Origin of the sequence: Streptomyces sp. SID4985, from assembly GCF_009863025.1 — a bacterium.
In the GTDB taxonomy this organism is placed as follows: Bacteria; Actinomycetota; Actinomycetes; order Streptomycetales; family Streptomycetaceae; genus Streptomyces.
This window is the reverse complement of record NZ_WWIR01000299.1, coordinates 1-21726: the sequence shown is the minus strand read 5'-3', so window position 1 is coordinate 21726 and position 21726 is coordinate 1. Positions and strand designations below refer to the sequence as shown.

Annotated in this window: 22 protein-coding genes and 3 pseudogenes; 12 read left to right on the top strand and 13 right to left on the bottom strand. The window is 72.6% G+C overall.

Features of this window, described 5'->3' with window-relative positions:
• Positions 1-331 (bottom strand): annotated as a pseudogene (locus GTW40_RS12335) (peptidoglycan-binding protein); the annotation flags it as partial.
• A 334-nt stretch (positions 332-665) separates the two neighbouring features.
• Here GTW40_RS12335 and GTW40_RS12330 point away from each other — a divergent pair.
• The 4 genes and pseudogenes from GTW40_RS12330 to GTW40_RS12315 all read left to right on the top strand — a co-directional run.
• Positions 666-932, top strand: a pseudogene (locus GTW40_RS12330) (TerB family tellurite resistance protein); the annotation flags it as partial.
• A gap of 259 nt (positions 933-1191) precedes the next feature.
• On the top strand, positions 1192-3312 hold the full coding sequence (locus tag GTW40_RS12325; protein WP_161180212.1) for an MMPL family transporter: 2121 nt from the start codon (positions 1192-1194) through the stop codon (positions 3310-3312).
• Positions 3313-3557: 245 nt separating this feature from the next.
• Positions 3558-4829: a histidine kinase gene (locus GTW40_RS12320; protein ID WP_161180215.1), complete on the top strand. Its 1272-nt coding sequence runs from the start codon at positions 3558-3560 to the stop codon at positions 4827-4829.
• Positions 4826-5497, top strand: a complete 672-nt coding sequence (locus GTW40_RS12315; RefSeq protein WP_161180211.1) for a response regulator transcription factor — start codon at positions 4826-4828, stop codon at positions 5495-5497. The genes GTW40_RS12320 and GTW40_RS12315 overlap by 4 nt, the downstream gene beginning before the upstream one ends.
• Positions 5498-5560: 63 nt before the next feature.
• Here the strand turns inward: GTW40_RS12315 and GTW40_RS12310 are convergent.
• Positions 5561-5806 (bottom strand): annotated as a pseudogene (locus tag GTW40_RS12310) (IS5/IS1182 family transposase); the annotation flags it as partial.
• A gap of 115 nt (positions 5807-5921) precedes the next feature.
• Positions 5922-6767: a hypothetical protein gene (locus GTW40_RS12305; RefSeq protein ID WP_161180210.1), complete on the bottom strand. Its 846-nt coding sequence runs from the start codon at positions 6765-6767 to the stop codon at positions 5922-5924.
• A 198-nt stretch (positions 6768-6965) separates the two neighbouring features.
• On the opposite strand from GTW40_RS12305, the gene GTW40_RS12300 reads away from it, so the two are divergent.
• Together GTW40_RS12300 and GTW40_RS12295 are read left to right on the top strand one after the other, a co-directional pair.
• Positions 6966-7691, top strand: coding sequence for a TetR family transcriptional regulator (locus GTW40_RS12300; RefSeq protein ID WP_161180209.1), 726 nt, complete (start codon positions 6966-6968; stop codon positions 7689-7691).
• A 170-nt stretch (positions 7692-7861) separates the two neighbouring features.
• Positions 7862-8362 (top strand): zinc ribbon domain-containing protein, encoded by a 501-nt coding sequence (locus GTW40_RS12295; protein WP_161180214.1) that lies wholly within the window; start codon positions 7862-7864, stop codon positions 8360-8362.
• Positions 8363-8374: 12 nt separating this feature from the next.
• On the opposite strand, the gene GTW40_RS12290 is transcribed toward GTW40_RS12295, so the two are convergent.
• Positions 8375-8761, bottom strand: coding sequence for a PPOX class F420-dependent oxidoreductase (locus GTW40_RS12290; protein ID WP_161180208.1), 387 nt, complete (start codon positions 8759-8761; stop codon positions 8375-8377).
• 191 nt (positions 8762-8952) lie between these two features.
• Between GTW40_RS12290 and GTW40_RS12285 the strand changes: the two genes are divergently transcribed.
• Both GTW40_RS12285 and GTW40_RS12280 read left to right on the top strand, forming a co-directional pair.
• Complete coding sequence (locus GTW40_RS12285; protein WP_161180207.1) at positions 8953-9783, top strand: SAM-dependent methyltransferase; 831 nt, start codon at positions 8953-8955, stop codon at positions 9781-9783.
• Positions 9784-9969: 186 nt separating this feature from the next.
• Complete coding sequence (locus GTW40_RS12280) at positions 9970-11349, top strand: S1 family peptidase (protein WP_161180206.1); 1380 nt, start codon at positions 9970-9972, stop codon at positions 11347-11349.
• Positions 11350-11452: 103 nt separating this feature from the next.
• On the opposite strand, the gene GTW40_RS12275 is transcribed toward GTW40_RS12280, so the two are convergent.
• The 6 genes from GTW40_RS12275 to GTW40_RS12250 all read right to left on the bottom strand — a co-directional run bounded on the left by GTW40_RS12275 (position 11453) and on the right by GTW40_RS12250 (position 15615).
• Positions 11453-11638 carry a hypothetical protein gene (locus GTW40_RS12275; RefSeq protein WP_161180205.1) on the bottom strand — a complete coding sequence of 62 codons (186 nt, stop codon included), beginning with the start codon at positions 11636-11638 and terminating at the stop codon, positions 11453-11455.
• A 131-nt stretch (positions 11639-11769) separates the two neighbouring features.
• The gene (locus tag GTW40_RS12270; RefSeq protein WP_161180204.1) at positions 11770-12465 is read right to left on the bottom strand and encodes a L,D-transpeptidase family protein; all 696 of its coding nucleotides are present in this window, start codon (positions 12463-12465) and stop codon (positions 11770-11772) included.
• A 124-nt stretch (positions 12466-12589) separates the two neighbouring features.
• A complete protein-coding gene (locus GTW40_RS12265; protein ID WP_161180203.1) occupies positions 12590-13378 on the bottom strand; it encodes an SDR family NAD(P)-dependent oxidoreductase in 789 nt (262 codons plus the stop codon).
• 105 nt (positions 13379-13483) lie between these two features.
• On the bottom strand, positions 13484-14113 hold the full coding sequence (locus tag GTW40_RS12260; RefSeq protein WP_161180202.1) for an MBL fold metallo-hydrolase: 630 nt from the start codon (positions 14111-14113) through the stop codon (positions 13484-13486).
• Positions 14113-15201, bottom strand: coding sequence for an S-(hydroxymethyl)mycothiol dehydrogenase (locus GTW40_RS12255; RefSeq protein WP_161180201.1), 1089 nt, complete (start codon positions 15199-15201; stop codon positions 14113-14115). The genes GTW40_RS12260 and GTW40_RS12255 overlap by 1 nt, the downstream gene beginning before the upstream one ends.
• A 108-nt stretch (positions 15202-15309) precedes the next feature.
• Positions 15310-15615: a hypothetical protein gene (locus tag GTW40_RS12250; RefSeq protein WP_161180200.1), complete on the bottom strand. Its 306-nt coding sequence runs from the start codon at positions 15613-15615 to the stop codon at positions 15310-15312.
• A gap of 172 nt (positions 15616-15787) precedes the next feature.
• On the opposite strand from GTW40_RS12250, the gene GTW40_RS12245 reads away from it, so the two are divergent.
• Both GTW40_RS12245 and GTW40_RS12240 read left to right on the top strand, forming a co-directional pair.
• Positions 15788-16153, top strand: coding sequence for a nuclear transport factor 2 family protein (locus GTW40_RS12245; protein ID WP_018548659.1), 366 nt, complete (start codon positions 15788-15790; stop codon positions 16151-16153).
• Positions 16141-16362 carry a hypothetical protein gene (locus GTW40_RS12240; RefSeq protein WP_161180199.1) on the top strand — a complete coding sequence of 74 codons (222 nt, stop codon included), beginning with the start codon at positions 16141-16143 and terminating at the stop codon, positions 16360-16362. Before GTW40_RS12245 ends, GTW40_RS12240 begins: the two co-directional genes overlap by 13 nt.
• 469 nt (positions 16363-16831) lie before the next feature.
• Here GTW40_RS12240 and GTW40_RS12235 read toward each other — a convergent pair whose 3' ends face one another.
• A complete protein-coding gene (locus tag GTW40_RS12235; RefSeq protein WP_161180198.1) occupies positions 16832-17863 on the bottom strand; it encodes an alcohol dehydrogenase in 1032 nt (343 codons plus the stop codon).
• A 184-nt stretch (positions 17864-18047) separates the two neighbouring features.
• Between GTW40_RS12235 and GTW40_RS12230 the strand changes: the two genes are divergently transcribed.
• Positions 18048-18485 carry a MarR family transcriptional regulator gene (locus tag GTW40_RS12230; protein WP_161180197.1) on the top strand — a complete coding sequence of 146 codons (438 nt, stop codon included), beginning with the start codon at positions 18048-18050 and terminating at the stop codon, positions 18483-18485.
• Between the two features lie 129 nt (positions 18486-18614).
• Positions 18615-19199 (top strand): hydrolase, encoded by a 585-nt coding sequence (locus GTW40_RS12225; protein WP_161180196.1) that lies wholly within the window; start codon positions 18615-18617, stop codon positions 19197-19199.
• A gap of 90 nt (positions 19200-19289) precedes the next feature.
• Here GTW40_RS12225 and GTW40_RS12220 read toward each other — a convergent pair whose 3' ends face one another.
• The gene (locus GTW40_RS12220) at positions 19290-19556 is read right to left on the bottom strand and encodes a hypothetical protein (protein WP_161180195.1); all 267 of its coding nucleotides are present in this window, start codon (positions 19554-19556) and stop codon (positions 19290-19292) included.
• A gap of 55 nt (positions 19557-19611) precedes the next feature.
• Positions 19612-21726: SpoIIE family protein phosphatase (locus GTW40_RS12215; RefSeq protein WP_237525469.1), on the bottom strand; the 2115-nt coding region annotated here is incomplete at its 5' end.

Below are 21726 nucleotides of genomic sequence, written 5' to 3'. Positions count from 1 at the left end.
AGCCGAAGCCGACGAGCGCGGCGGCGCCGAGGGCGACGGCCGCGACGGCCCGGCGGTGCCCGGCCCCCACCGGGGGCGCCTCGGGCACCGGGGTCAGCTCCTGGGTGTCGTCCTCGGCCCCGGCGGGCGCGAACGGCGGTGGCGGTGGCGGTGGCGTGACAGGGGGCCCGGGTGGCGGCGTACCGGCGGCCTCGCGCGGGCGTGCGCCGTCCTCCGGCAGCAGCTCGCGCATCAGCTCCGCGAGGGCGTCCTGACGGCGGGCCCGTACGACGCGTACGGGCTCCACGATCCGCCCGGGTCGCGGCGGCTGGGGATCGGGGGGTGTCGGCACGCTGCTCTCCTTTCCGTCCCTCGGGTCCGGGAGTGCGCGGTCCCGACCGGGGATACGGCGCGCGGGGCGCGGGCGTTCAGGACCGCGGCCCCGGCGACGGAGATCAGGCCCTGGGGCCCGTATCGAGTCGTGATCAATTGGAGGTCCGGGTGAGGTCTTTGATCCAGATCACCGCCGTACCGCTTGTGGAAGTCCACCAGCGGTTCCGTGCCTCAAGGTCCTCCGGCTCCTCGGACGTGGGCCAGGCCGGCCCGTGCGAGTTGGCGATACCGATGTCGGTGACTCCGGCCGCGCGCAGGGCTCGTACGGCCAGGCCGTGGACCAACAGCGCGCGGACGTCCTCGATCACCCCACCACGACCCGCTTCTCGGCGATGCTCCGGGAAGCCGTCCACACCGTCGCCCTCGCCGTCCTGGCGGCCGGCGCCCCACCTGGCCCCCGCCGGCCGGGAGACCATCCTCCTCCAGGGCGCCCGTATCTGTCTCGCCGACGGGCCGTACACGCCTGCCGAACGCGAGACCCTCGCTACGGTGGCGCTGCACTGACGATCTGTGCGGATGATGTGACGCGATTGCTCACGGCGGCGCGGACGCCGTCGTGAGCCCCGGGTGGGCCCGGGCCCCTCGCGCCCTGCCGGCGGGGGATTGTCTTCCGCTGCGGGTCGGTGAAGGCTGGTCGTGCGGTTCCCCGCGCCCCTTCCGGGGCGGCGCGCCGTCCGCCGACTACTCCCCAGGGAGTAGTCCGCACCCGCCGTCGCCCCCGGCAGTACGCGTCACCTCGCCCTCTCGCCCGACGAAAGCCGTGGTTCTCACCGGAAGTCTGGGGACCGAAACAGACGTCACCCGGAGGGAGACCGGTCGATGAGGGCCGCAGAGACAACCACGACGAGGACGGGACGCAGGCGAGCCGTTCCATGGGCGGTGCTCGGGCTGTGGATTGCCGTGATCGCGCTCGTCGGGCCGTTCGCGGCGAAGCTCGCCGACGTGCAGCACGACAAGGTCACCGACTACCTGCCGGCGAGCGCGGACTCGACGCAGGCGGCGAGGATCGAGGACAGGTTGCCCGGGGGCGAGACCACCGAGATGGTGCTCGTCTACCACCGGGACGGCGGGCTCAGCGCCGCCGACCGGAAGACCGCGGCCGGGCAGGTCGCGGAGATCACGCGGCGCCACGAGCTGATCGGCGGTGCTCCCAAGGGAATTCCGTCCAAGGACGGTACGACCCTGATGTACCCGGTCGCCAGCAACGAGCCCGGGGCGAACGAGGAGCAGCGGGACAAGCTCGTCAACGACGTCCGCGAAGTCGCCCGGGGCGAAGGCGGGTTGAGCGTCGACGTGGGCGGCACCGGCGCGCTGGCCACCGACTCCGGCGCGGTCTACGACTCGCTCGGCGGACCGCTGCTCTACACCACCGTCGCCGTCGTCGCCGTACTGCTGATCCTGATCTACCGCAGCCCCGTGCTGTGGCTCGTGCCCCTCGTCGTCGCCGGGATCGCCGACTACATGTCCATGGGTGTCGCCTACGGCCTCAACCAGGCCTTCGGCACGACCGTCTCGGGGCAGAGTTCGGGTGTGATGACGATCCTCGTGTTCGGGGCGGGCACGGACTACGCGCTGCTGCTCATCTCGCGCTACCGGGAGGAGCTGCGGCGCTTCGAGCGACCGTACGAGGCCATGGTCGCCGCCCTGCGCGGCTGCGGGCCCGCCGTGCTCGCCTCCTCAGGCACCGTCGCCGCCGGACTGCTGTGCCTGCTCGCCGCCGACCTCAACAGCAGCCGGGGCATGGGCCCGCTCGGCACCGTCGGTGTGCTGTGCGCGCTGATCGCGATGATGACCCTGCTCCCCGCCGTCCTCGTGATGGTCGGACGGCGTGTGTTCTGGCCGCTCGTGCCCGCCTTCGGGAGCACGCCCAAGCAGCGGCGGAGCCTGTTCTCGGCGATGGGCAGCTCTGCCGGACGCAGGCCGCTGACCGTACTCGCGAGCGGTGCCGTACTGCTCGGCGCCCTCGCCCTGGGCTCGCTCAACCTGCCGGGACCGCTCAAGCAGGAGGACTCCTTCGTCAACAAGCCGGAGGCCGTCGTCGCGATGGAGACCCTTGCCAAGTCCTATCCCGGGCAGGGCAGCCAGCCCATCGACGTGATCACCCCGCAGGGGCGCGCCGACGAGACCCTCGCGACCGTCCGTGGCACACCGGGCGTCGGCAGCGCGGAGAAGGGGCGTACGGGAGACGGCTGGACCGAGATCTCCGTCTTCGCGAAGAGCGCACCCCAGTCGGCGGGGGAGACTGCCACCATCAAGTCCCTGCGGGACGAACTGAAGGGCTCCTACGTCGGCGGGGACAGCGCCCAGCAGATCGACCTGGAGGTCACCAACGCCCGGGACACGAAGATCGTTGTGCCGCTCGTCCTCGTCTCCGTGATGCTCATCCTGATCGGGCTGCTGCGGAGTCTGGTCGCACCGCTGCTCCTGGTGGTCGCGGTCGTCGCGGTGTGGGGCGCCTCCCTCGGGATCGGCGGACTGGTCTTCGAACCGCTCCTCGGCCTCAAGGGCACCGATCCGGGGCTCGGACTGCTGTCCTTCGTGTTCCTGGTCGCCCTCGGCGTCGATTACGGCATCTTCCTCATGCACCGGATGAGGGAGGAGTCCCTGGCGGGAGCAGAACCGACCGCGGCTGCACTCACCGCGCTGCGCACCACCGGCGGCGTCATCGCCTCCGCCGGACTGGTCCTCGCCGCGACCTTCGCCGTGCTGACGAACATGGGCCTGGTGCAGCTGGTCCAGCTCGGCTTCGTGATCGCCGTCGGCGTCCTGCTCGACACCTTCCTCGTACGGACGTACCTGGTGACCAGCGCCAGCGTCGCCCTGCGCCGGAAGGTGTGGTGGCCGGGCGTGCTCTCACGGGAGCCCGACCCGGCCGACCGGACCGGACCGGCCGGACCGACCGAGCCGCCGCGGCAGGCGGAAACCGTCGGCGCACCCTGAGCACGCTGATCGAACGCCTCGATCGAGCAATCTGATCGAACGCTCTGATCCAGCACGCCGATCGAGCACCTTGATCCGGCGGGCCCGCCCGGGTGCCTCTCCTTCCTGAGGGGCGCCCGGGTTCCCGCACGAGTACGGAAGATGGAGCCGTGGAAGAACGGGGAACGACCACAGGGGTACGCGACCGGTCGGCGGCGGAGACGACGGCCGGTGGCGGCGGGCGGTCCCGTCGCGTCGAGCACATCATGGACGCCATCAACCGCGAACCGCTGACCGCACCGCACCGCACCCGCAACGACGCGGTCCTCGCGCTGGGCGTCGCCGTGCTCGCCGTGGCCATCGCCCTGATGGGCGGCGAAGGGATCCCGCCCGACCATCTCGGCTGGACGCTGCTGCTCGCCGGGCATGCGCCCCTCGTATGGCGGCGCCGCCGTCCGGTGGTGGCCCTGCTCGGGGTGGTGGCCTGCGTGGCTCCGTACTACGCCCTCGACTACAACCCCGCCCTGCCCATCCCCGCGACCATCCTGGCGCTCTACACCGTCGCGGCGACCGGCACCGTACGCCGCACGCTGATCACCGGTGTCGCCGTCCTCGGCCCGACAGTGATCGGCGACGGCCTCACCAATCCGAAGGGGGCGCCGGAGTCCCTGGAGATCTCCGGCTGGATCATCGCGGTCCTGTTCATCGGTATCGACGTCCGCTACTACCGCTGGTTCGTCGCCTCCATCGTCGAGCGGGCCGAACGGGCCGAACGCACCCGGGAGGAGGAGGCCAGGCGCCGCGTCGCCGAGGAACGGCTGCGGATCGCCCGTGACCTGCACGACCTGCTCGCCCACAGCATCACGCTCATCGGCGTGCAGACGTCCGTGGCGGCCCACGTCCTCACCGCCGACCCCGATCGCCTCGACCGCAAGGCCGTCGCCCAGGCACTGGACGACATCGCGGGGACCTGCCGGACCGCCCGGGGGGAACTGCGTACGACGCTGGAGGTGCTGCGGGCGCATGACACGGTCGTGGGAGTGGGCGCGGATCCGGGAGCGGGGGCCGGTTCCGTGTCCGGTTCTGTTTCCGGGGCCGAGGACATGCGGGGGCCGCTGCCCGGGATCGACGGACTGGCCGGTCTCGCGGAGACCGGCCGGGTGGCCGGGGCCAAGGTCGAACTGTCCGTCCGCGCGGACGGCATCCCGCCCTCCGTAGGCGCCGCCGCGTACCGGATCGTGCAGGAGGCGCTCACCAACGCCGTACGTCACGGTGGCCGCGAGGACCTCACCGTGCGGGTGGGTCTGTGGACCGCGGACGGCGCACTGCGGGTGAGTGTCAGGGACGACGGGACGGGCGGGAGCGCCGGCTCGGGCGGCGGGATGGGCCCGTCCGACGGCAGGCCGGGGTTCGGGCTCGCCGGAATGCGGGAGCGGGCCCGTAGCGTGGGCGGGACACTGGACGCCGGTCCGGGGCCCGCTGGGGGCTTCGAGGTGACCGCCACACTGCCGCTGTCCCAGGAGGACGAGGTTCGATGACCATCCGCGTACTGCTGGCCGACGACCAGAACCTCGTACGGTCCTCCTTCGCGATGCTCGTTTCGTCGGCCGGGGACATGGAGGTCGTCGCCGAGGCGGGCACCGGGCGGGAGGCCGTGGCGCTGGCCCGGTCGGCGCGGGCCGATCTCATCGTGATGGACATCCGCATGCCCGACCTCGACGGGATCGAGGCGACCCGGCTCATCGCCGCCGACGAGGATCTCTCGGGGGTGAAGGTGCTCGTCCTGACGACGTACGAGACCGACGAGCACATCGTCGAGGCACTGCGGGCCGGGGCGTCCGGCTTCCTCGTGAAGGACATCAGGCCGGCCGAACTCCTCGACGCCATCCGGACGGTGGCCGCGGGGGAGTCCCTCCTCTCGCCCGGTCCCACCTCGCGGCTGATCGCCCGCTTTCTGCGCGCGCCGAACACCGCGACGACATCCGCGGTGGGCGGGCCGAGCGGGCTGTCCGAACGGGAACGGCAGGTGCTCGCGCTGGTCGCGCGCGGTCTCAACAACTCCGAGATCGCCGACGCGTTGGGACTCAGCCCGCTGACCGCCAAGACCCATGTCAGCCGGATGATGGGCAAGTTGGGGGCGCGGGACCGGGCACAGCTGGTGATCGTGGCGTACGAGTCGGGACTTGTGATACCCGGGACTGCCTGAGTTCGGGCCGACTCCGGGTCGGGCTCGGGTTGCGTTCCGGGGGTCTGTTGTGTGAGGTCGTGATCAACCTGTCGGCTTCAGGAGGTCGTTGATCCAGATCATCGAGGCGCGGAGGCGGAGGCCGGCGAGGTGGCTTTCGGGCGTCTTGCCGTATCGAGTGGCGATGCCCCGCCATGCCTTCAGCCTGTTGATCAGGCGCTCAACGGTGTTCCGCTCTTTATGGAGATCGGCGTCGTGGCTTGCGGGCCGGCCGCTCCGGGACGAGTAGGCCTCGTCCCCGGCGACCGCGTCGGGCCGGGGGCGGGGGCGGGGGCGGCCGATGGGGCCCGACGAACTCCCGCTCTGCGTCCGTCAGTTGCACTGGCGTCACATAAGACGGTCTACCGGTCCAGACCCCGCCACGAAGGCGAATCCCGCAGACTGATCACGACTCGATACGCGCCCCAGGCTGGGCGAAGCGGTTCAGGGAGGTGGTCAGGGTGGCCACGAAGGCGTCGCGGTCCTCCTCGGGCAGCGCGTCCAGGGAGAGGTAGGGGTTGAGGTCCTCCAGCTCGACCAGGAGCAGGTCACCGGCGACGGTGCGGCAGGCGTCGACGCGCTGGATGCCGTGGCCGAGCGCGTTCCAGTCGATGAACCGGCGGGCGAACTCCAGGTCGGCGGCGGTGGCCTGGTACGGCTTCATCTCCCAGCGGCGCCGGGGGTCGGGGGCGTAGAGGGCGTACGCGAAGTCGTCGTCCACGAAGTAGAAGGAGATCTCGTGGGTGAAGTCGACGTGCGGCTGCACCAGGACGCTGCCGTCGGCGACGGGCGCCTCGGCGACCCGGCTCGCGGGCACCACGCGCAGGCCCAGGGAGTCGGCGCCGAAGCGCGGCTTCACCATGTAGCGGTCGGCGCGCGGCAGCCGGTCCAGGTCCTCGGCGCGGTCGACGGTGGGGATGACCGGGAAGCCCGCCGACGTCAGCTCGATCAGATAGCCCTTGCCCGCCATGTCCGCCTTGCCGTTGAGCGGGTTGTACACCCGGGCCCCGGTCTCCAGCGCGTGCGCGCGGAACTTCTCGTACTCGGCCAGGTAACCGAGCACCGGGCCGCTGTTGCGGACCACCACGGCGTCGTAGCCGTCCATCAGGGCGGCCGCGTCCAGCGGGTGGCACAGGGCGAGGTCGAAGTGGGCGCGCAGGCGGGAGGTGAGGAACACGTCCTCGTCGCCGTAGCGGCGCCCACGGGCCGGGAACGCCAGATCGGTCACGTAGAGCAGGCGGGGGCGGCGCATGGTTGTTCTCCTCGGGCGGACCGGTGGCGACAGGGTGGAGAAAGGTTACGCCGCAGGCCGGGCGCCATGATCGACGGGCGTGGGGGGATCGCGTGGAGACGCACGCCTCGGCCGTGCCGTACAGCACTCGGTTCCCTCGCGGACGGCCCATGGTGCACCCAGTGCCACGCGGGTCCGCAGGGTGCTACGTTCCCGCTCATGAGCACCAGCAGCGCGGCCCCGGCCGTGAAGCCGCCGATGCGTGACGCCCTGGTCGAGGCGGCCTTCCGGCTCTTCCTGGAGCGGGGGTACGACCGCACCACCGTGGACGACATAGTGGCGCTGGCCGGGGTCGGACGGCGCTCGTTCTTCCGCTACTTCCCCTCCAAGGAGGACGTGGTCTTCCCCGACCACGAGCGCTGTCTCGCCGACATGACGGCGTTCCTCGCGGCGGGCGACGGCGCCGAGGAACCGGTGGCGCGGGTGTGCGACGCGGCCCGTCTGGTGCTGCGCATGTACGCGGAGAACCCGGCCTTCTCGGTGCGCCGTTACCGGCTGACCAAGCAGGTGCCGGGGCTGCGCGCGTACGAGCTGTCGGTGGTGCGGCGCTACGAGCGGGCCCTCGCCGGATATCTGCGGGAACGGTACGCGGGGCGTCCCGACGGCACGCTGCGAGCGGACGTGATCGCGGCGGCGGTGGTCGCGGCGCACAACAACGCCCTTCGGTCCTGGCTGCGTTCGGACGGTGCGGGGGACGCGGACGCGGCCGTGGACCACGCGCTGGGGTGCGTGCGGGCGACGTTCGCGGAACCGGGCGGCGATGCGGCGGTCCAGCCCTCCGTCCCGCCCGCCCGGGGCGAGGACGTGGTCGTGGTCGTCGCCCGGCGCGATGCCCCGCTGTGGCGCGTGGTGCGGGCGGTCGAGGCGGCGCTCGGACGGCCCTGAGCGGCAACCGGGCGGTCGCGCCCGCACATTGAGGGTACGGAGTGCCTTTACGACTGACACTGAGTGCCATACGCTGGCGGTGTGCACGGTGGCACGACGACCGGGCACACGTGTGCGCGGTTCGCACCGCGCGTTCGGGATTTCCGGCCCAGCGCAGGGAGTTGACCAGCGTGTACCACCACTCAGCAAGCGCCGCGCACCCGGCGGGCGGCTCGACGGCGGGGGTACTCGAGCCCCGGTCCGCAGTGACGGCGTCCGACGCCGACGCCGCCCCCGCCCCGTCTCCCACCGCCGGGTCCACCGGATCCGCGATACCCACGCGGTCCGCCGAGGACAAGGACGCCCTGACCTTCCAGCGCTGCTCCTGGTGCGGCACGGCGATGTACCACCGGCTGCTGTGCCCGGTGTGTCAGGGCAGCGATCTGCGCACCGAGCGCAGCCAGGGGCTCGGCACGGTCCGCCACTCCACCGTCGTGCACCGCAACACCCCGATGGCGCGCAATGTGTCGCTGGTCGAGATGGCCGAGGGCTTCGTGGTGCGCGGCCGGGTCATGGGCCCGGCCGTCGGCATCCACAGCGGGGACCGGGTACGGCTGTCCACGGCCAAGGACCCGGTCCGGGGCGAGCCGGTGTTCCAGCTGGTCGACGAGGCGTACCGGGCCTGGAGCTGAGCCGCGCGCGGTTCAGTCCTTGAGGGTGATCCGGATGCCGACGGTACCCTCCGCACCCCGGCGGATCCGGCTGCCCAGCAGTGTGAGCCGGCCGACGATGCCGTACTTGCGGGCGATGAGGGAGCGGTAGCGGGCGGTGGTGTCCGCGTCGGTGATCACGGCGGTGGCCGGGACCTGCTCGCCGGTCGCGTTGCCGCGCATGTCGCAGGGGCCCGCCAGTACATCGGCGCGGCGGCGGATGCGCTTGACCTTCCAGCTGTCGGCGGTCGTCCACACTCCGAGGGTGTCGCCGTCGCGCACCACCCAGACCGGGGTGGGAACGGGCGTGCCGTCCTTGCGGTAGCTGGTGACCAGCAGGTACTTGCCCGTGCCGAGCCGGGTCAGGAGCGTGTCGTCCATGTCCGCAGTGTAGGAGGCTGCCCCCTGCCCGGCAGCACGACGGGGCCCGGTGCCGGAGCCCGCTGCGCACGGACACGGCCGGCGGAATACCCGGGACCATCGGTGGGGATCAACTCCTGCGTCTAGATTGCGTCTTGACCCGTGTACCGCTCAAGGCACCACTCTCCCAAGGCCCTCAGGAGCTGACCCACGTGACCGACAACCCGGCCGCCGCCAACGATGTCGCCGAGTCGCTGCGCGCCCGTATCAACACCGGCCAGCCGCACACCGCCCGGATCTGGAACTACTGGCTCGGCGGCAAGGACAACTACGAGGTGGACCGCGCGGCCGGCGACCAGATCCGCCAACTCCACCCGGGCATCGGGGAGTACGCCCGCGCCGACCGCCTCTTCCTCGGCCGCGCCGTACGCCATCTCGTGGAGGAGGCGGGCATACGGCAGTTCCTGGACATCGGCACCGGGCTGCCCACCGCCGACAACACGCACGAGGTCGCCCAGCGGCTCGCCCCTGACGCCCGGATCGTCTACGTCGACAACGACCCGCTGGTCCTCGCCCACGCCCGCGCCCTGCTCACCAGCACCCCCGAGGGGCGTACCGACTACCTGGACGAGGATCTGCGCAACATCGACGCGATCTTCGAACACGCCGCGAAGACACTGGACTTCAGCGAGCCCATCGGTCTGATCCTGCTCGGCGTGGTCATCTTCATCGGCGACGACGAGGACCCGTACGGCCTGGTGCGGCAGCTCACCGAGCGGCTGCCCGCCGGAAGCCACCTCGTGCTCTCGCACACCATCACCAGCCCGTCGATGCCGGACGTGGACGAGGCGGTCGCGTTCTGGAACGAGCACGGCACCCCGAAGCTCACCCAGCGCACGCCCGAGGACGTGACCCGCTTCTTCGACGGTCTCGAACTGCTGGAGCCGGGCGTGCTCTCCTGCTCGCGCTGGCGCCCGGAGCCGGGTGACGAGGGCGAACCGGAGGAGGTCGCGATGTTCGGCGGGGTGGCCCGCAAGAGCTGACCCGGCCCGCGCGAACTCGCCCCGCGCGCAAGGGAAAACGGAATCCGCGAAACCGGGTGGAAGATCGCCTCGGCCGCTGAACGCGCCCGCCCCGCCCCACGTACTCAGGGGCGGGCGCTCATCGACCGGAGGGCCCCGTGGTGCCCGGCAGGGGCATCGCGCGCTCGGGGTTTTCGGGAGTCTGGCATGAGGCACGCACGACGGCGGGTCGTCCGGCGAGTGACACGGCTGGCGGCCGTCGGCGGACTCCTTCTGGGAGGCGCGATGGTGACGCAGGCGGCCATGGCGAGCGAGCCCCCCAGCTCCCCCGCGACCCCGCTGAGCACGGCGGGCACCGCCGGGGTGACGGGTTCCGCGCTGACGGCGAAGCTGGGCACCGCCCGCTCGGCGGGCAGCTGGATCGGCGCCGACGGGAAGCCGGTCGTCGCGGTGACGGACGCGAACGCCGCGGATGAGGTGCGGCGGGCGGGCGCCGAGCCCAAGATGGTGAGCCACAGCATGAACGAGCTGAAGTCGGCCACGGCGACGCTGCGTTCGGCACCGCGCGTGGCGGGCACCGCGTGGTCGGTGGACTACCGCACCAACCGGGTCGTGGTCCAGGCGGACAGCACGGTGTCGTCCGGTGACTGGACCGCGCTGACCAAAGTCGCCTCGCGCATCGGGAACTTCGTCACCATGGAGCGGTCGAAGGGCACGTTCACCACGCGGCTGAACGGCGCGCAGCCGATCCTCTCCACGAGCGGCCGCTGCTCGGCGGGGTTCAACGTGACCAACGGGCAACGGGACTTCATCCTCACGGCGGGCCACTGCGGCCCCACAGGATCCATCTGGTTCGCCGACAACCAGGGCAACCAGCAGCTCGGTTCCACGGTGAACAGCAACTTCCCGGGCGCCGACTTCTCGCTCGTGCAGTACGACTCCGGCAAGGCCGGGCCGGGGGCCGACGTGGTCGCGATCGGCGGCGGCAAGGGCATCCGGATCACCGGGGCGGCCGACGCCACGGTGGGGCAGCGGGTGTTCCGCAGCGGCAGCACCAGCGGGCTCCACGACGGCCAGGTGACCGCGCTCAACGCGACCGTGAACTACCCCGAGGGCAGCGTCAGCGGACTGATCGAGACGAACGTGTGCGCCGAACCCGGCGACAGCGGCGGGCCGTTGTTCTCCGAGGGGCAGGCGCTCGGTGTCACCTCGGGCGGCAGCGGCGACTGCACGTCGGGCGGTACGACGTTCTTCCAGCCCCTGACCAAGGCGATGTCGGCGCTGAACGTCCGCCTGATCACCTCCGGCGCGCAGGCCGGGGGCGCCGCGCAGAACCCCGCGCCGTCCTCCACCCCCGCTCCGCAGAGCACCCTGGCCCCGAGCGCGGCCACGCCGGGTTCCTCGGCCCCGGTGAGCGGCATCGCCGAGGGCCGTACGCTGCTGGCGCGCCTCACCGACACCCGGAACGTGGGCCCCGGGCTGCTCATCATGGCGGGCAGTCTCATCGCGCTGATCGCGGCCCGCTACATCCGCTCGGAGCAGGAGCGCCGGGCCTACCAGCGGTACTACTCGGCGACCTGGGGGTGACTCGGGGGCGGCGTGCCATTCCGGAAAGAATCGGTCACTCGAAACGCCCATCCGGTCACGGATGGGCGTTGAGGTGTATGTCGGTGGTCGCGCGGCGGCCGGTTCAGGACGGGCGGCGCGGCTGCGGTGTCGCGGAGGCCCACTCCAGGACGAGACGCTGGTACTCCGCGCGCTGCTCGGTGGTGAGTATCCCGCCCGAGCGGCGCCACAGGGCCCGGATCTCCTCGTTGACCTCCGCGGCCGACCGCTGGCAGGCGGTGTCAGCAGTGGTGGACATGATGTGAAGCATATGCCGGTCCCCGTGAAGACGACGTGAGCAAGTGCGCTCGATACGGACATTTCGGACCGTGTTACTCATCACGTCAATGGGGCGTGACCCGGGCGGAGTTCGGGGGCGAACGGGCGCCCCCGCCCCGCTTCTCAGGTGCCCGGCTTGCGGCCGTACACGAACACGTCGTCGCCGTTCCTGAGCAGCGACCAGTACTTCTTGGCGTCCTTCGTGGTCATGTTCACACAGCCGTGGGAGCCCGGCGGGTTCCACACGCTCACGCCGACGGAGTGGAAGGCCTGGCCGCCGTCGAAGAACTGGCTGTACGGCATCGGCACGTTGTACAGCGTGGAGTAGTGGTCGATGTGCCGCCAGTAGATCTTCTTCAGACCGGTGCGGGTCTCGTAGCGGTCACGTCCGGTGCGCACCGGCACGGGGCCGTAGACCAGCTTCTTGCCGTCCTGGATCCAGCTGAGCTGGAGCGTGAGGTTCACACAGGCGATACGGCCCTTGTTCACCGGGCACTTGCCGGCCTTGTTGGGGTTCTTCCCCACGGCCTTCTGCTTGTTCATGAGGTCCACCACGCCCCAGGTCACCGGACCCGCGTAGCCGATGGTGGGGGTGATGCCGTGCTTCTTCTGGAAGGCGCGGATGGCCGTGCAGTCCGCGCTCGACTGCTTGCCGTCGACCGGCCGCCCCAGGAACTTCTCCACCTGCTTCTGGTACGGCCCGGCCTTCGTGCTGCAGCTCGCGGCCTGCGCCGGTGCGGCGGTGACGACGAGCGCCAGCGGCGCCGCCAGTGCGGTGACGCCGAGCAGCGCGGCACCTCGTCTGCGTGTGTCCCCCATGATCCTGACCCCTCTCCCACTCTGCTGCCCGAAGGCATCCGTCGCCTACTAGACCCGCCCCCGGGCCGGACGGTTGTGGTTCCGGTCGCGCTGTGACGAAACGGTGAACTTCACCGTCTGCCGGTCATCTCCCGTGCAGCGCCGTGTGGAACCCGGTGTGCACGGCGGTGAGTCCGCCGTCCACCACGAGTGCGGTACCGGTGATCCAGGCGGCGTCACGGGAGGCGAGGAACGCCACGGCCGCGGCGACGTCCTCCGGCTCCCCGATCCGCCCGAGCGGATAGAGCCCGCGCACCGCCTCCAGATCCTCGTCGCGCCCCTCCCAGGCCGAGGTGCGCACCGTCCCCGGCACGACGAGGTTCACCCGCACCCCCCGCGCCGCCGCGTGCCCGGCGAGGGTGCGGGTGAGCGAGGCCAGGCCCGCCTTGGCGGCGCTGTAGGCGTGACCCCCGAAGTCCTGCAGCCCGTTGACCGACCCGATGCTGACGACCGCCCCTCGCCCGGAGGCGGCGAGATGCGGCAGCGCCGCACGACAGCACCGGTACACCCCGGTCAGCGTGGTGTCGAGATCCCGCTCCCACACGTCGTCGCGACCGTCCTCGAACAGCGTCTCGTCCGGCGACGAACGGGCAGCGCAGTTCACCAGCACGTCCAGCGTCCCGAACGCGTCCACGGCATACGCGACGGCCGCCTCGACCGACTCCCGCTCCCCCACGTCGCACTCCAACGCCCTTACGTCCAGCCCCTTTTCCCGCAGGCCCGCAGCCGTCCGCCCGGCCCCGTCGGCGTCCCGGTCGGTGACGAGCACCCGCCCGCCCTCCTCGGCGATCCGCCGCGCGACAGCCGCGCCGATGCCCCGGGCCGCACCGGTGACGAGAACTCCGTACCCCGCGAAGCGAGTTGGATCGGTCATGGGGCGACGGTAGGGCAGCGGGACGCTGCGCGACAGAGGCCGTACCCGATGCGAAAGGGGCGGCCGGTTTCGCAACCGGCCGCCCCTGTAGGCGTCTTGGCGGGATCAGTGCCCGCGTGCGATCCACTCCTCCAGGTGCGGGGCCTCCGCGCCGATGGTGGTGGGTTCGCCGTGGCCGGTGAGGACCTTGGTCTCCGGGGGGAGGGTGAGGAGCTTGTCCCGGACGGAGTCGATGATGGTGGGGAAGTGCGAGTAGGAGCGGCCGGTGGCGCCGGGGCCGCCCTGGAACAGGGTGTCGCCGGTGAAGACGGTGCCGAGACCGGGGTCGTACAGGCAGACGGCGCCGGGGGCGTGGCCCGGGGTGTGCAGGACGGTCAGGTCGGCTCCGGCGGCCTCCATGACCAGGCCGTCCCTGAGGTGGGCGTCCGGGTCGCGGTCGGGGTGGGTGAGCTTCCACAGCGGCAGGTCGTCCGGGTGCAGCCAGATCACCGCGCCGGTGAGGTCCGCGAGGGCGGGGGCCGCGTTGACGTGGTCGTTGTGCGCGTGGGTGCAGATGATGGCGGTCAGCCTGCGATCGCCGACCGCGCGGGCGATGGCCTCGGCGTCGTGGGCCGGGTCGATCACGATGGCCTCGTGGTCGTCGCCGACGATCCAGACGTTGTTCTCGACGTCCCAGGTGCCACCGTCGAGCGTGAACTGGCCGGAGGTGACGAGGCGTTCGATACGGGCGGTCATCAGAGCACCACCACCGAACGCAGCACGTCGCCCTCGTGCATCCGCTCGAACGCCTTCTCCACCTCGTCCATCTGGATCGTCTCGGTGACGAACGCGTCCAGCGGCAGCCGCCCCTGGAGGTGCAGGTCGATGAGCGTCGGGAAGTCGCGCGAGGGCAGACAGTCGCCGTACCAGGACGACTTGAGGGAGCCGCCGCGGCCGAACACGTCCAACAAAGGCAGTTCGAGCTTCATCTCGGGGGTGGGGACGCCGACGAGGACGACGGTGCCCGCCAAGTCGCGGGCGTAGAACGCCTGCTGGTAGGTCTCGGGGCGGCCGACCGCGTCGATCACCACGTCGGCGCCGAAGCCGCCGGTCAGCCCGCGGATCGCCTCGACCGCGTCGGTCTCACGGGAGTTGACGGTGTCGGTGGCGCCGAGCTCGCGGGCCTTCTCCAGCTTGCGGTCGTCGATGTCGACGGCGATGATCTTCCCCGCCCCGGCCAGGCGGGCGCCCGCGATGGCCGCGTCGCCCACGCCGCCGCAGCCGATGACGGCGACGGAGTCGCCCCGGCCGACGTTGCCCGTGTTGATCGCGGCGCCGATGCCCGCCATCACACCGCAGCCGAGCAGTCCGGCGACCGCCGGGGAGACGGCCGGGTCCACCTTGGTGCACTGCCCGGCGGCGACGAGCGTCTTCTCCGCGAAGGCGCCGATGCCCAGGGCCGGGGTCAGCTCCTGACCGGTGGAGGCGAGGGTCATCTTCTGCTTGGCGTTGTGGGTGTTGAAGCAGTACTGCGGACGACCGCGCAGACAGGCCCGGCAATTGCCGCACACCGCACGCCAGTTGAGGATCACGAAGTCACCCGGCGCCACCTCGGTGACACCCTCGCCGACCGACTCGACCACGCCCGCGGCCTCGTGGCCCAGCAGGAAGGGGAACTCGTCGTTGATGCCGCCCTGCTTGTAGTGCAGATCGGTGTGACAGACCCCGCAGGCCTGGATGCGTACGACGGCTTCGCCGGGCCCGGGATCGGGGATCACGATCGTCTCGACGCGCACCGGCTGGTCCTTCCCCGGTGCGACTACGCCGCGTACTTCCTGCGCCATGACCTGGCCCCTCTTCCCTTGTACGTACCTTCGCTGCCGACCCTACGCCACGGACATACGTCGGACCGGGCCTTGAAAGGCCCGGTCCGGAGAGCGTCGTTCGTACGGTCAGCCGCCGAGCGCCGGGAGGACGCCCAGCACCGGGGCGGCCAGGTCGGTCACCTGGTGGAGTTCGTTGAGGCGGTTCATGTCGCTGAGCTGGTTCAGGCCGCGCAGCTGCTCGGTGACGCGCGGGACCTCCGACCGGTGCTCGGCGGGGATGTCGCTGACGGCGAGGGTGTCCAGCGTGGTCATCGGGTTGATCTGCCCGGTGCCCGCGGCGCTCGCGTCGGCCGCGCTCGCGAGCGGTGCGGCCAGGCCCGTGACGCCGACGGCGAGACCGACCGCGGCGACGATACGTCGTGTTGAGATCATGTCCTCTGCAACGCCCGTCGGCCGCCCCGGACACGGGCACCGGCCGCCCCTCACCCGACAGGTGGAGCGCGTCGTCTGCGCTTGCCGTGGCCGCCGGGGCGGGGGAGCCTCGAAAGGTGGACCCGTGCGGTCCCGCTCCCCGCCGGGCCGCGAGCGTCCGAAGGAGGCCACCATGGGCAGCACGAAAAACCCCGCGTTCACCACCGACACACTGCGCGAGAGCATCGAGTCCGACACCGGCGACTCGCTGCTGAACCTGTACGAGGACGACGCCGAGATACGCGTCATCGACCGCGACGCCCAGCCGAGCCACCCCAAGGTGCTGCGCGGCCGGGGCGAGATCAGGGAGATGCTCGACGACATCTACAGCCGCGACATGATCCACCGGCTCGGCCAGTGCGTCATCGACGGCGACCACGCGGCGTTCACCGAGTCCTGCGAGTACGCCAACGGCGACCGGGTCTACGCCGAGTCGATGATCACCCTGCGGGACGGCAGGATCTCCGAGCAGATCCTGATCCAGGCATGGGACGAGTAGACACGCGGAGCGCGCACGCCCAGGTCGGCTCCCGGCTGTCGTGGTCGTTCTCGGCCCGCGCGTCCTACGCCCCCCGCCCGGCCCGGCACGAGGCGGCCGGGCCGGGGCATGTCTCCGGTGCGGGGGCGCTCCGCTCGGTGCTGCGCACGGCGGGACACGCGGCCAGGTTCGCGGCACGGCACCGGCCGAGGCGTCGACGGCACGGCTGAGAGGGGTCGGCCGGTGCCGTTCGGCGGTCTGCTCCTGTCGGTACCGCGCCCGGCCGGACACGCGGGCCGGTACGTGGTGCGGCATCGGCTGGGGCTGCGACGGCACACCGGCTGACCCACACCGGCGCGCCGCCGCAGCGCGGACCGGTGGCGAAGCGGCACCCGCCCGACCTCGAACGCCCGCGGACGCGCCGCTCGGCCGACGCCATTGACTCGCCCGGTCCACTGCCGGACCACCGGACCCCGTCGCCGTCGCTCCGCCGGAGGTCCGTCCATCCGCCGGGCCCCGCCCATCGCTCGACCCGGTCCCGCCACCGCGAAGGGCGCCACGGCGCCGGACCTCACCGCCCGGCCGAGCCCGGTCGCACAGCCGGGCGGCACCCGGTCGGCGGGACCCGACCGGTGCCGCCCGGCACCACCGCTCAGCCGGTCCGAGCCGAGCCCTCGCCCCTCCGCCGGAGGCCCCCGCTCAGGTGCCCGCCGTGTCCAGCACCATCCGGAACCGTGCCCGTCCGGCCAGCATCTTCTGGTATGCCGCCTCCACGTCGTCCAGCGGGACGACCTCGGTCATCGGGCGGATGCCGTGCAGGACGGCGAAGTCCATGGTGTCCTGCACGTCCTGGGAGGTCCCGGAGGGATGGCCCTTGACGTCGCGGCCGCCGCTGATGAGCTGGAGCGGGGTGATGTCCAGCGGTTCGGGCGAGACCCCGATGATGACGAGTTCGCCGCGCGGGGTGAGACCGTCCACCGTGGCGGACATCGCGGCGGAGTTCCCGGCGGTGGCGAGGACGACCTTGGCGCCGCCGAGGTGCTGCAGGGCCTCGGCGACCGGGGTGCCCGCCGTACTGTCGATGTAGTGATGCGCGCCCAACTCCTTGGCGAACCCGGCCTTTTCGGCGCCCCGGGCGATGGCGACGGTCTCGAAGCCCATGGCGGCCGCGAACTGCACGCCGAGATGGCCGAGCCCGCCGAGGCCGAGGACGGCGACCCGGTCACCGGCGCGGGCGACGCTGCGCCGCAGCCCGTTGAAGGTGGTCACGCCCGCGCAGGCCATGGGCCCGGCGGCGGAGGCGTCGAGGCCGTCGGGAACGCGGGCCAGCGCGTCGACGGGCACGATCACCTTCTCCGCGAAGCCGCCGTCGTAGGCCCAGCCGGGCACCTTCAGGCGTACGCACGCGATGAAGTCGCCCCGGCGGCAGGGCGTGCAGTAGCCGCAGCTGCCGCCGAACCAGCCGACCGCCACCCGGTCGCCGACCTTCCAGCCCCGGCCGAGGGCGCCCTCGCCGAGCTCCTCGACGCGTCCGGCGATCTCGTGTCCGGGGACCTCCGGGAAGGTGATGCCGGGCGCGGCGGCGTCCACGAACAGGGCGTCGCTGTGGCAGATCCCGCACGCTTCCACGGCGATCCGTACCTCGCCGGGCCCCGGATGCGGCACCTCCCGCTCGACCAGCTCGAACGTGCCGCCGGGGGCGGTGACCTGTGCGACTCGGTACGTGCTCATGCGTGTCTCCGGACGTACGGCTCGGGGGTGGGGATGCTGCCGTTCCAGCAGACCAGTTCGCCCGGGATCACGCGCGCCGAGCGCGGCGGCCGGGCCGGGCGCGTCCGCCGGACATCCTTTTGGACAGGTAAAACTGAACAGTCTCAGCTGGACAGTTTTACCTGCCGGTGTCTACGGTGACGGCATGCCCCACATCTCGGACTCCGCCGCCCTGGCCGCGCGCGAGCTGCGCGTGATGTTCAGCCGACTGCGGCGCCGTATCCGCGAGGTGGCGCGGGACTCCGATCTCACCCCGCCGCAGGAGTCGGCGCTCTCCCTGGTCGGCAAGCACGGCGCGGCCACGGCGAGCGCGCTGGCCGCCGCCGAGGGCGTACGGCCGCAGTCGATGGCGGCCACGCTGGCCGCGCTCGACCGGCACGGGCTGATCCGCCGTACGCCCGACCCGGCGGACGGCCGCCGTCAGCTGGTCACCCTGACCGAGGCGGGGCAGGCGCGGGTGGAGGGCAACCGGCAGGTGCGCGAGGAGTGGCTGGCGCGCGCCCTGGAGGACCGGTTCTCCGAGGAGGAGCGGCAGACCGTGCTCACGGCGCTGACCCTGCTGGAACGGCTCTCGCGGCCGTGACACCGAGCACCCCCGCCGGGCCGTACCCCTCCTCGGCCCCGGCCCCGTTCACGCTCGCCGGTCCGCCGGCGACGACCCCGCCGGACCGCTCGCGCGGCCGGTTCACCCCCCGAAAGGTCTGATCCCCTCATGTCCGTCACCACGCTCGACCCCCGTACCGCCCTCGTCGTGATCGACCTCCAGCGCGGCATCGTGGGCATGCAGACCCAGCCGTACGCCGCCGCCGACGTGGTGGCCCGTTCCGTGGAGCTGGCGGACGCCTTCCGCGCCCGCGAGCTGCCGGTGGTGCTGGTCCGCGTCTCGTTCGCCGCCGACGGCGCCGACGCGGTGCCCGGCCGCACCGAGCGGCAGCCGCGCGGCCTGTCCTTCCCCGAGGGCTGGGACGTCCTCGTGGACGAACTCTCCGGTCACGACGGCGACATCGTGGTCACCAAGCACAACTGGAGCGCCCTGTTCGGCACCGACCTGGACGTGCAGCTGCGCCGCCGGGGCATCACGCAGATCGTGCTGACCGGCATCGCCACCAGCATCGGCGTGGAGTCCACCGCCCGTGACGCCTACGCGGCGGGCTACAACGTCACCCTGGCCACCGACGCCATGGCCGACGCGGACGCCGAGGCGCACGCGAACAGCGTCGAGCGCGTCTTCCCGCGCCTCGGCGAGAACGGCACGACGGCGGAGATCCTGGAGCTGCTGGCCAAGACCCACGCCTGACGGGTCCACGACCGACGGCGCGACGGCGTGCCCGGCATCCGGTGCGGTCCACCGGGTGCCGGGCACGGGCGTACGACACCCCACCCGGCGTCAGCCCCCGGTCGCCGCCCGCTCCACCTCGGCCTCGACCTCGCCGCGCGGGCGGCCGGTCTCGCGGGCGTACTCGCTGACCGCGGTCTGGGCGTCGCGGGCCAGGTCGCGCCAGGCGCGCAGCGCGGTCTCGTAGGTGCCGGACTGGGCACCGGTCATCCCGCGCTCGGCGGGCGGGCCGTAGGTGTCGCGCAGGTCCGTCACGGTGGCGTGGGCCGCGTCGGCCGCACGCTGTTTCTGCACGAGTTCTTCAAAGGTGTGAGCCACACCAACCGACCCTAGGCTGACGCGGCGAACGCGCCACTCGAAAGGGACGGACCGCTCAGGTGTTCTCGCCCGTCACCAGGTCCGCCCACACCTGCTTTCCGCCGCTGACCGGCACGGTGCCCCAGGTCGAGGAGACCGCCTCGACCAGGAGGACGCCCCGGCCGCCGGTGGCCTCCCAGCCGATGTTGGTGGGCTTGAGGGGGCCGCGTGGGGAGGCGTCGGCGACCGCGAGGCGCAGGCGGTGGCCGACCAGGCCGAGGTCGAGGCGGACCTGGCCCTCGGTGTGCACGAGGGCGTTGGTGACCAGCTCGGAGACGATCAGCAGCGCCGCGTCCAGGGTGTCCTCGGGCACGTCCCAGCCGCGCAGCACCCGCCGGGTGAAGCGGCGCGCGTGCCGGACCGCCTCGGGGACGCGCCACACGCTCCAGCTCTCGCGCAGCGGGCGTACGGCCATGCCGTCGTAGCGGGTGAGCAGCAGGGCCACGTCGTCGCCCCGGTGGGCGCCGCCGAGCAGGGCGTCGGCGGCCGCGCCGAGATCGGCGGGGTCGACGGCGGCGAGGTCGCGGGCGAGCCGGGCCATGCCCCGGTCGAGGTCGGAGTCGGCGGACTCCACCAGGCCGTCGGTGGTGAGCGCGAGGACGGTGCCGGGTCTCAGGCGCAGCGGGGTCATCGGGAACTCGGCCCGGTCCAGCACCCCGAGGGGCGGTCCGCCCTCGGCCGCGACGATCTCGGTGGTGCCGTCGGGGTGGCGCAGGACCGGCTGGGGATGCCCGGCGCGTACGCACAGCGCGGAGCCGCTCTCCATGTCGACGTCGACGTAGGCGCAGGTGGCGAAGAGGTCGGTCTCCATGTCGAGGAGCAGCCGGTTGGCGAGGGCGACCACGACGTCCGGGGGGTGGCCCTCGGCGGCGTAGGCGCGCAGGGCGGTGCGGAGCTGGCCCATGAGGGTGGCGGCGCCCGCGTTGTGGCCCTGGACGTCGCCGATGACGAGGGCGACGTGGTTGTCGGCGAGCGGGATCACGTCGTACCAGTCGCCGCCCACCTCCAGGGCCGCCGTCGCGGGGAGGTAGCGGGCGACGGCCTCGGCGCCGGGCAGCCGGGGCAGTCTGCGGGGCAGCAGGGTGCGCTGGAGCATGCCGACGAGTTCGTGTTCGGCGTCGAAGGCGTGGGCGCGCAGCAGGGCCTGCCCGGTCAGGCCCGCGCAGGCGGTGAGCAGGGCGCGTTCGTCGGGGCCGAACTCGTGCGGCCGGTCCCAGCCGATCAGGCAGACCCCGGCGGTGCGGCCCCCGGCGGGCAGGGGCAGTACGGCGAGGCCGCCGGGGCCGACTCCGGCGAGGCCGGGCTCCAGGCGGGAGCCCGCGGGCCAGATGCGGGCGCGGCCCTTGCGCAGGGCGGCGGCGAGGGCGGGCATCGCGCGCACGGGGGCGTCGGGCCACTCGCCGCGCCACTCGGCGCGCCAGAGTTCGGGCCAGGCGCTGGGTTCGGGCGGGTCGAGGACGGTGACGACGAGGCGGTCGTTCTCCAGTTCGGCGAGCGCGATGCGGTCGGCGCGCAGGGGTGCGCGCAGGGCGGCGACGACGGCCTGGCCGACGTCCTTGACGGTGCCCGCGGTGGCGAGGGCGGCGGCCAGGCGCTGGACGCGGGCCACGTCGGTGACGTCGGAGCGGAAGGCGGAGGCCTCGGCTACGGTGCCGACGAGCCGGGCGGGGTGTCCCCCGCCGCCGGGCAGCAGCCGGCCGCGCAGCCGCAGCCAGCGGGGCGCGCCGGAGGGCTGGAGGGCGCGGAACTCCAGTTCGCGGTCGCCGACGGGCATGTGGTCGGCCTCGACGACGGACATCAGCGCGGGCAGGTCCTCGGGCACCGTGCGGCCGAGCAGCGTCTCGACCTTGCCGTCGAACGCCTCGCGGGAGAGGCCGAAGAGCCGCAGGATGTCGTCGCCGACCTCGACCCGGCCGGTGTCCATGGCGAGCCGGAACGCGTCGTCGGCCAGTTCGCGGGGCGGGGCGGGCGGCACGGGGACCGGCGCGGTGACCGCCCCGGCGAGCAGCTCCAGACAGGCCCGGTCGTCGGCGCCGAAGCCGCCGGGCTGTTCGGTGACGGCGACCAGGCAGCCGCTGCCCGGCGCCCCGAGCGGCAGCGCGGCGAGCGCGAAGTCGGCGTCCGGGGCGGG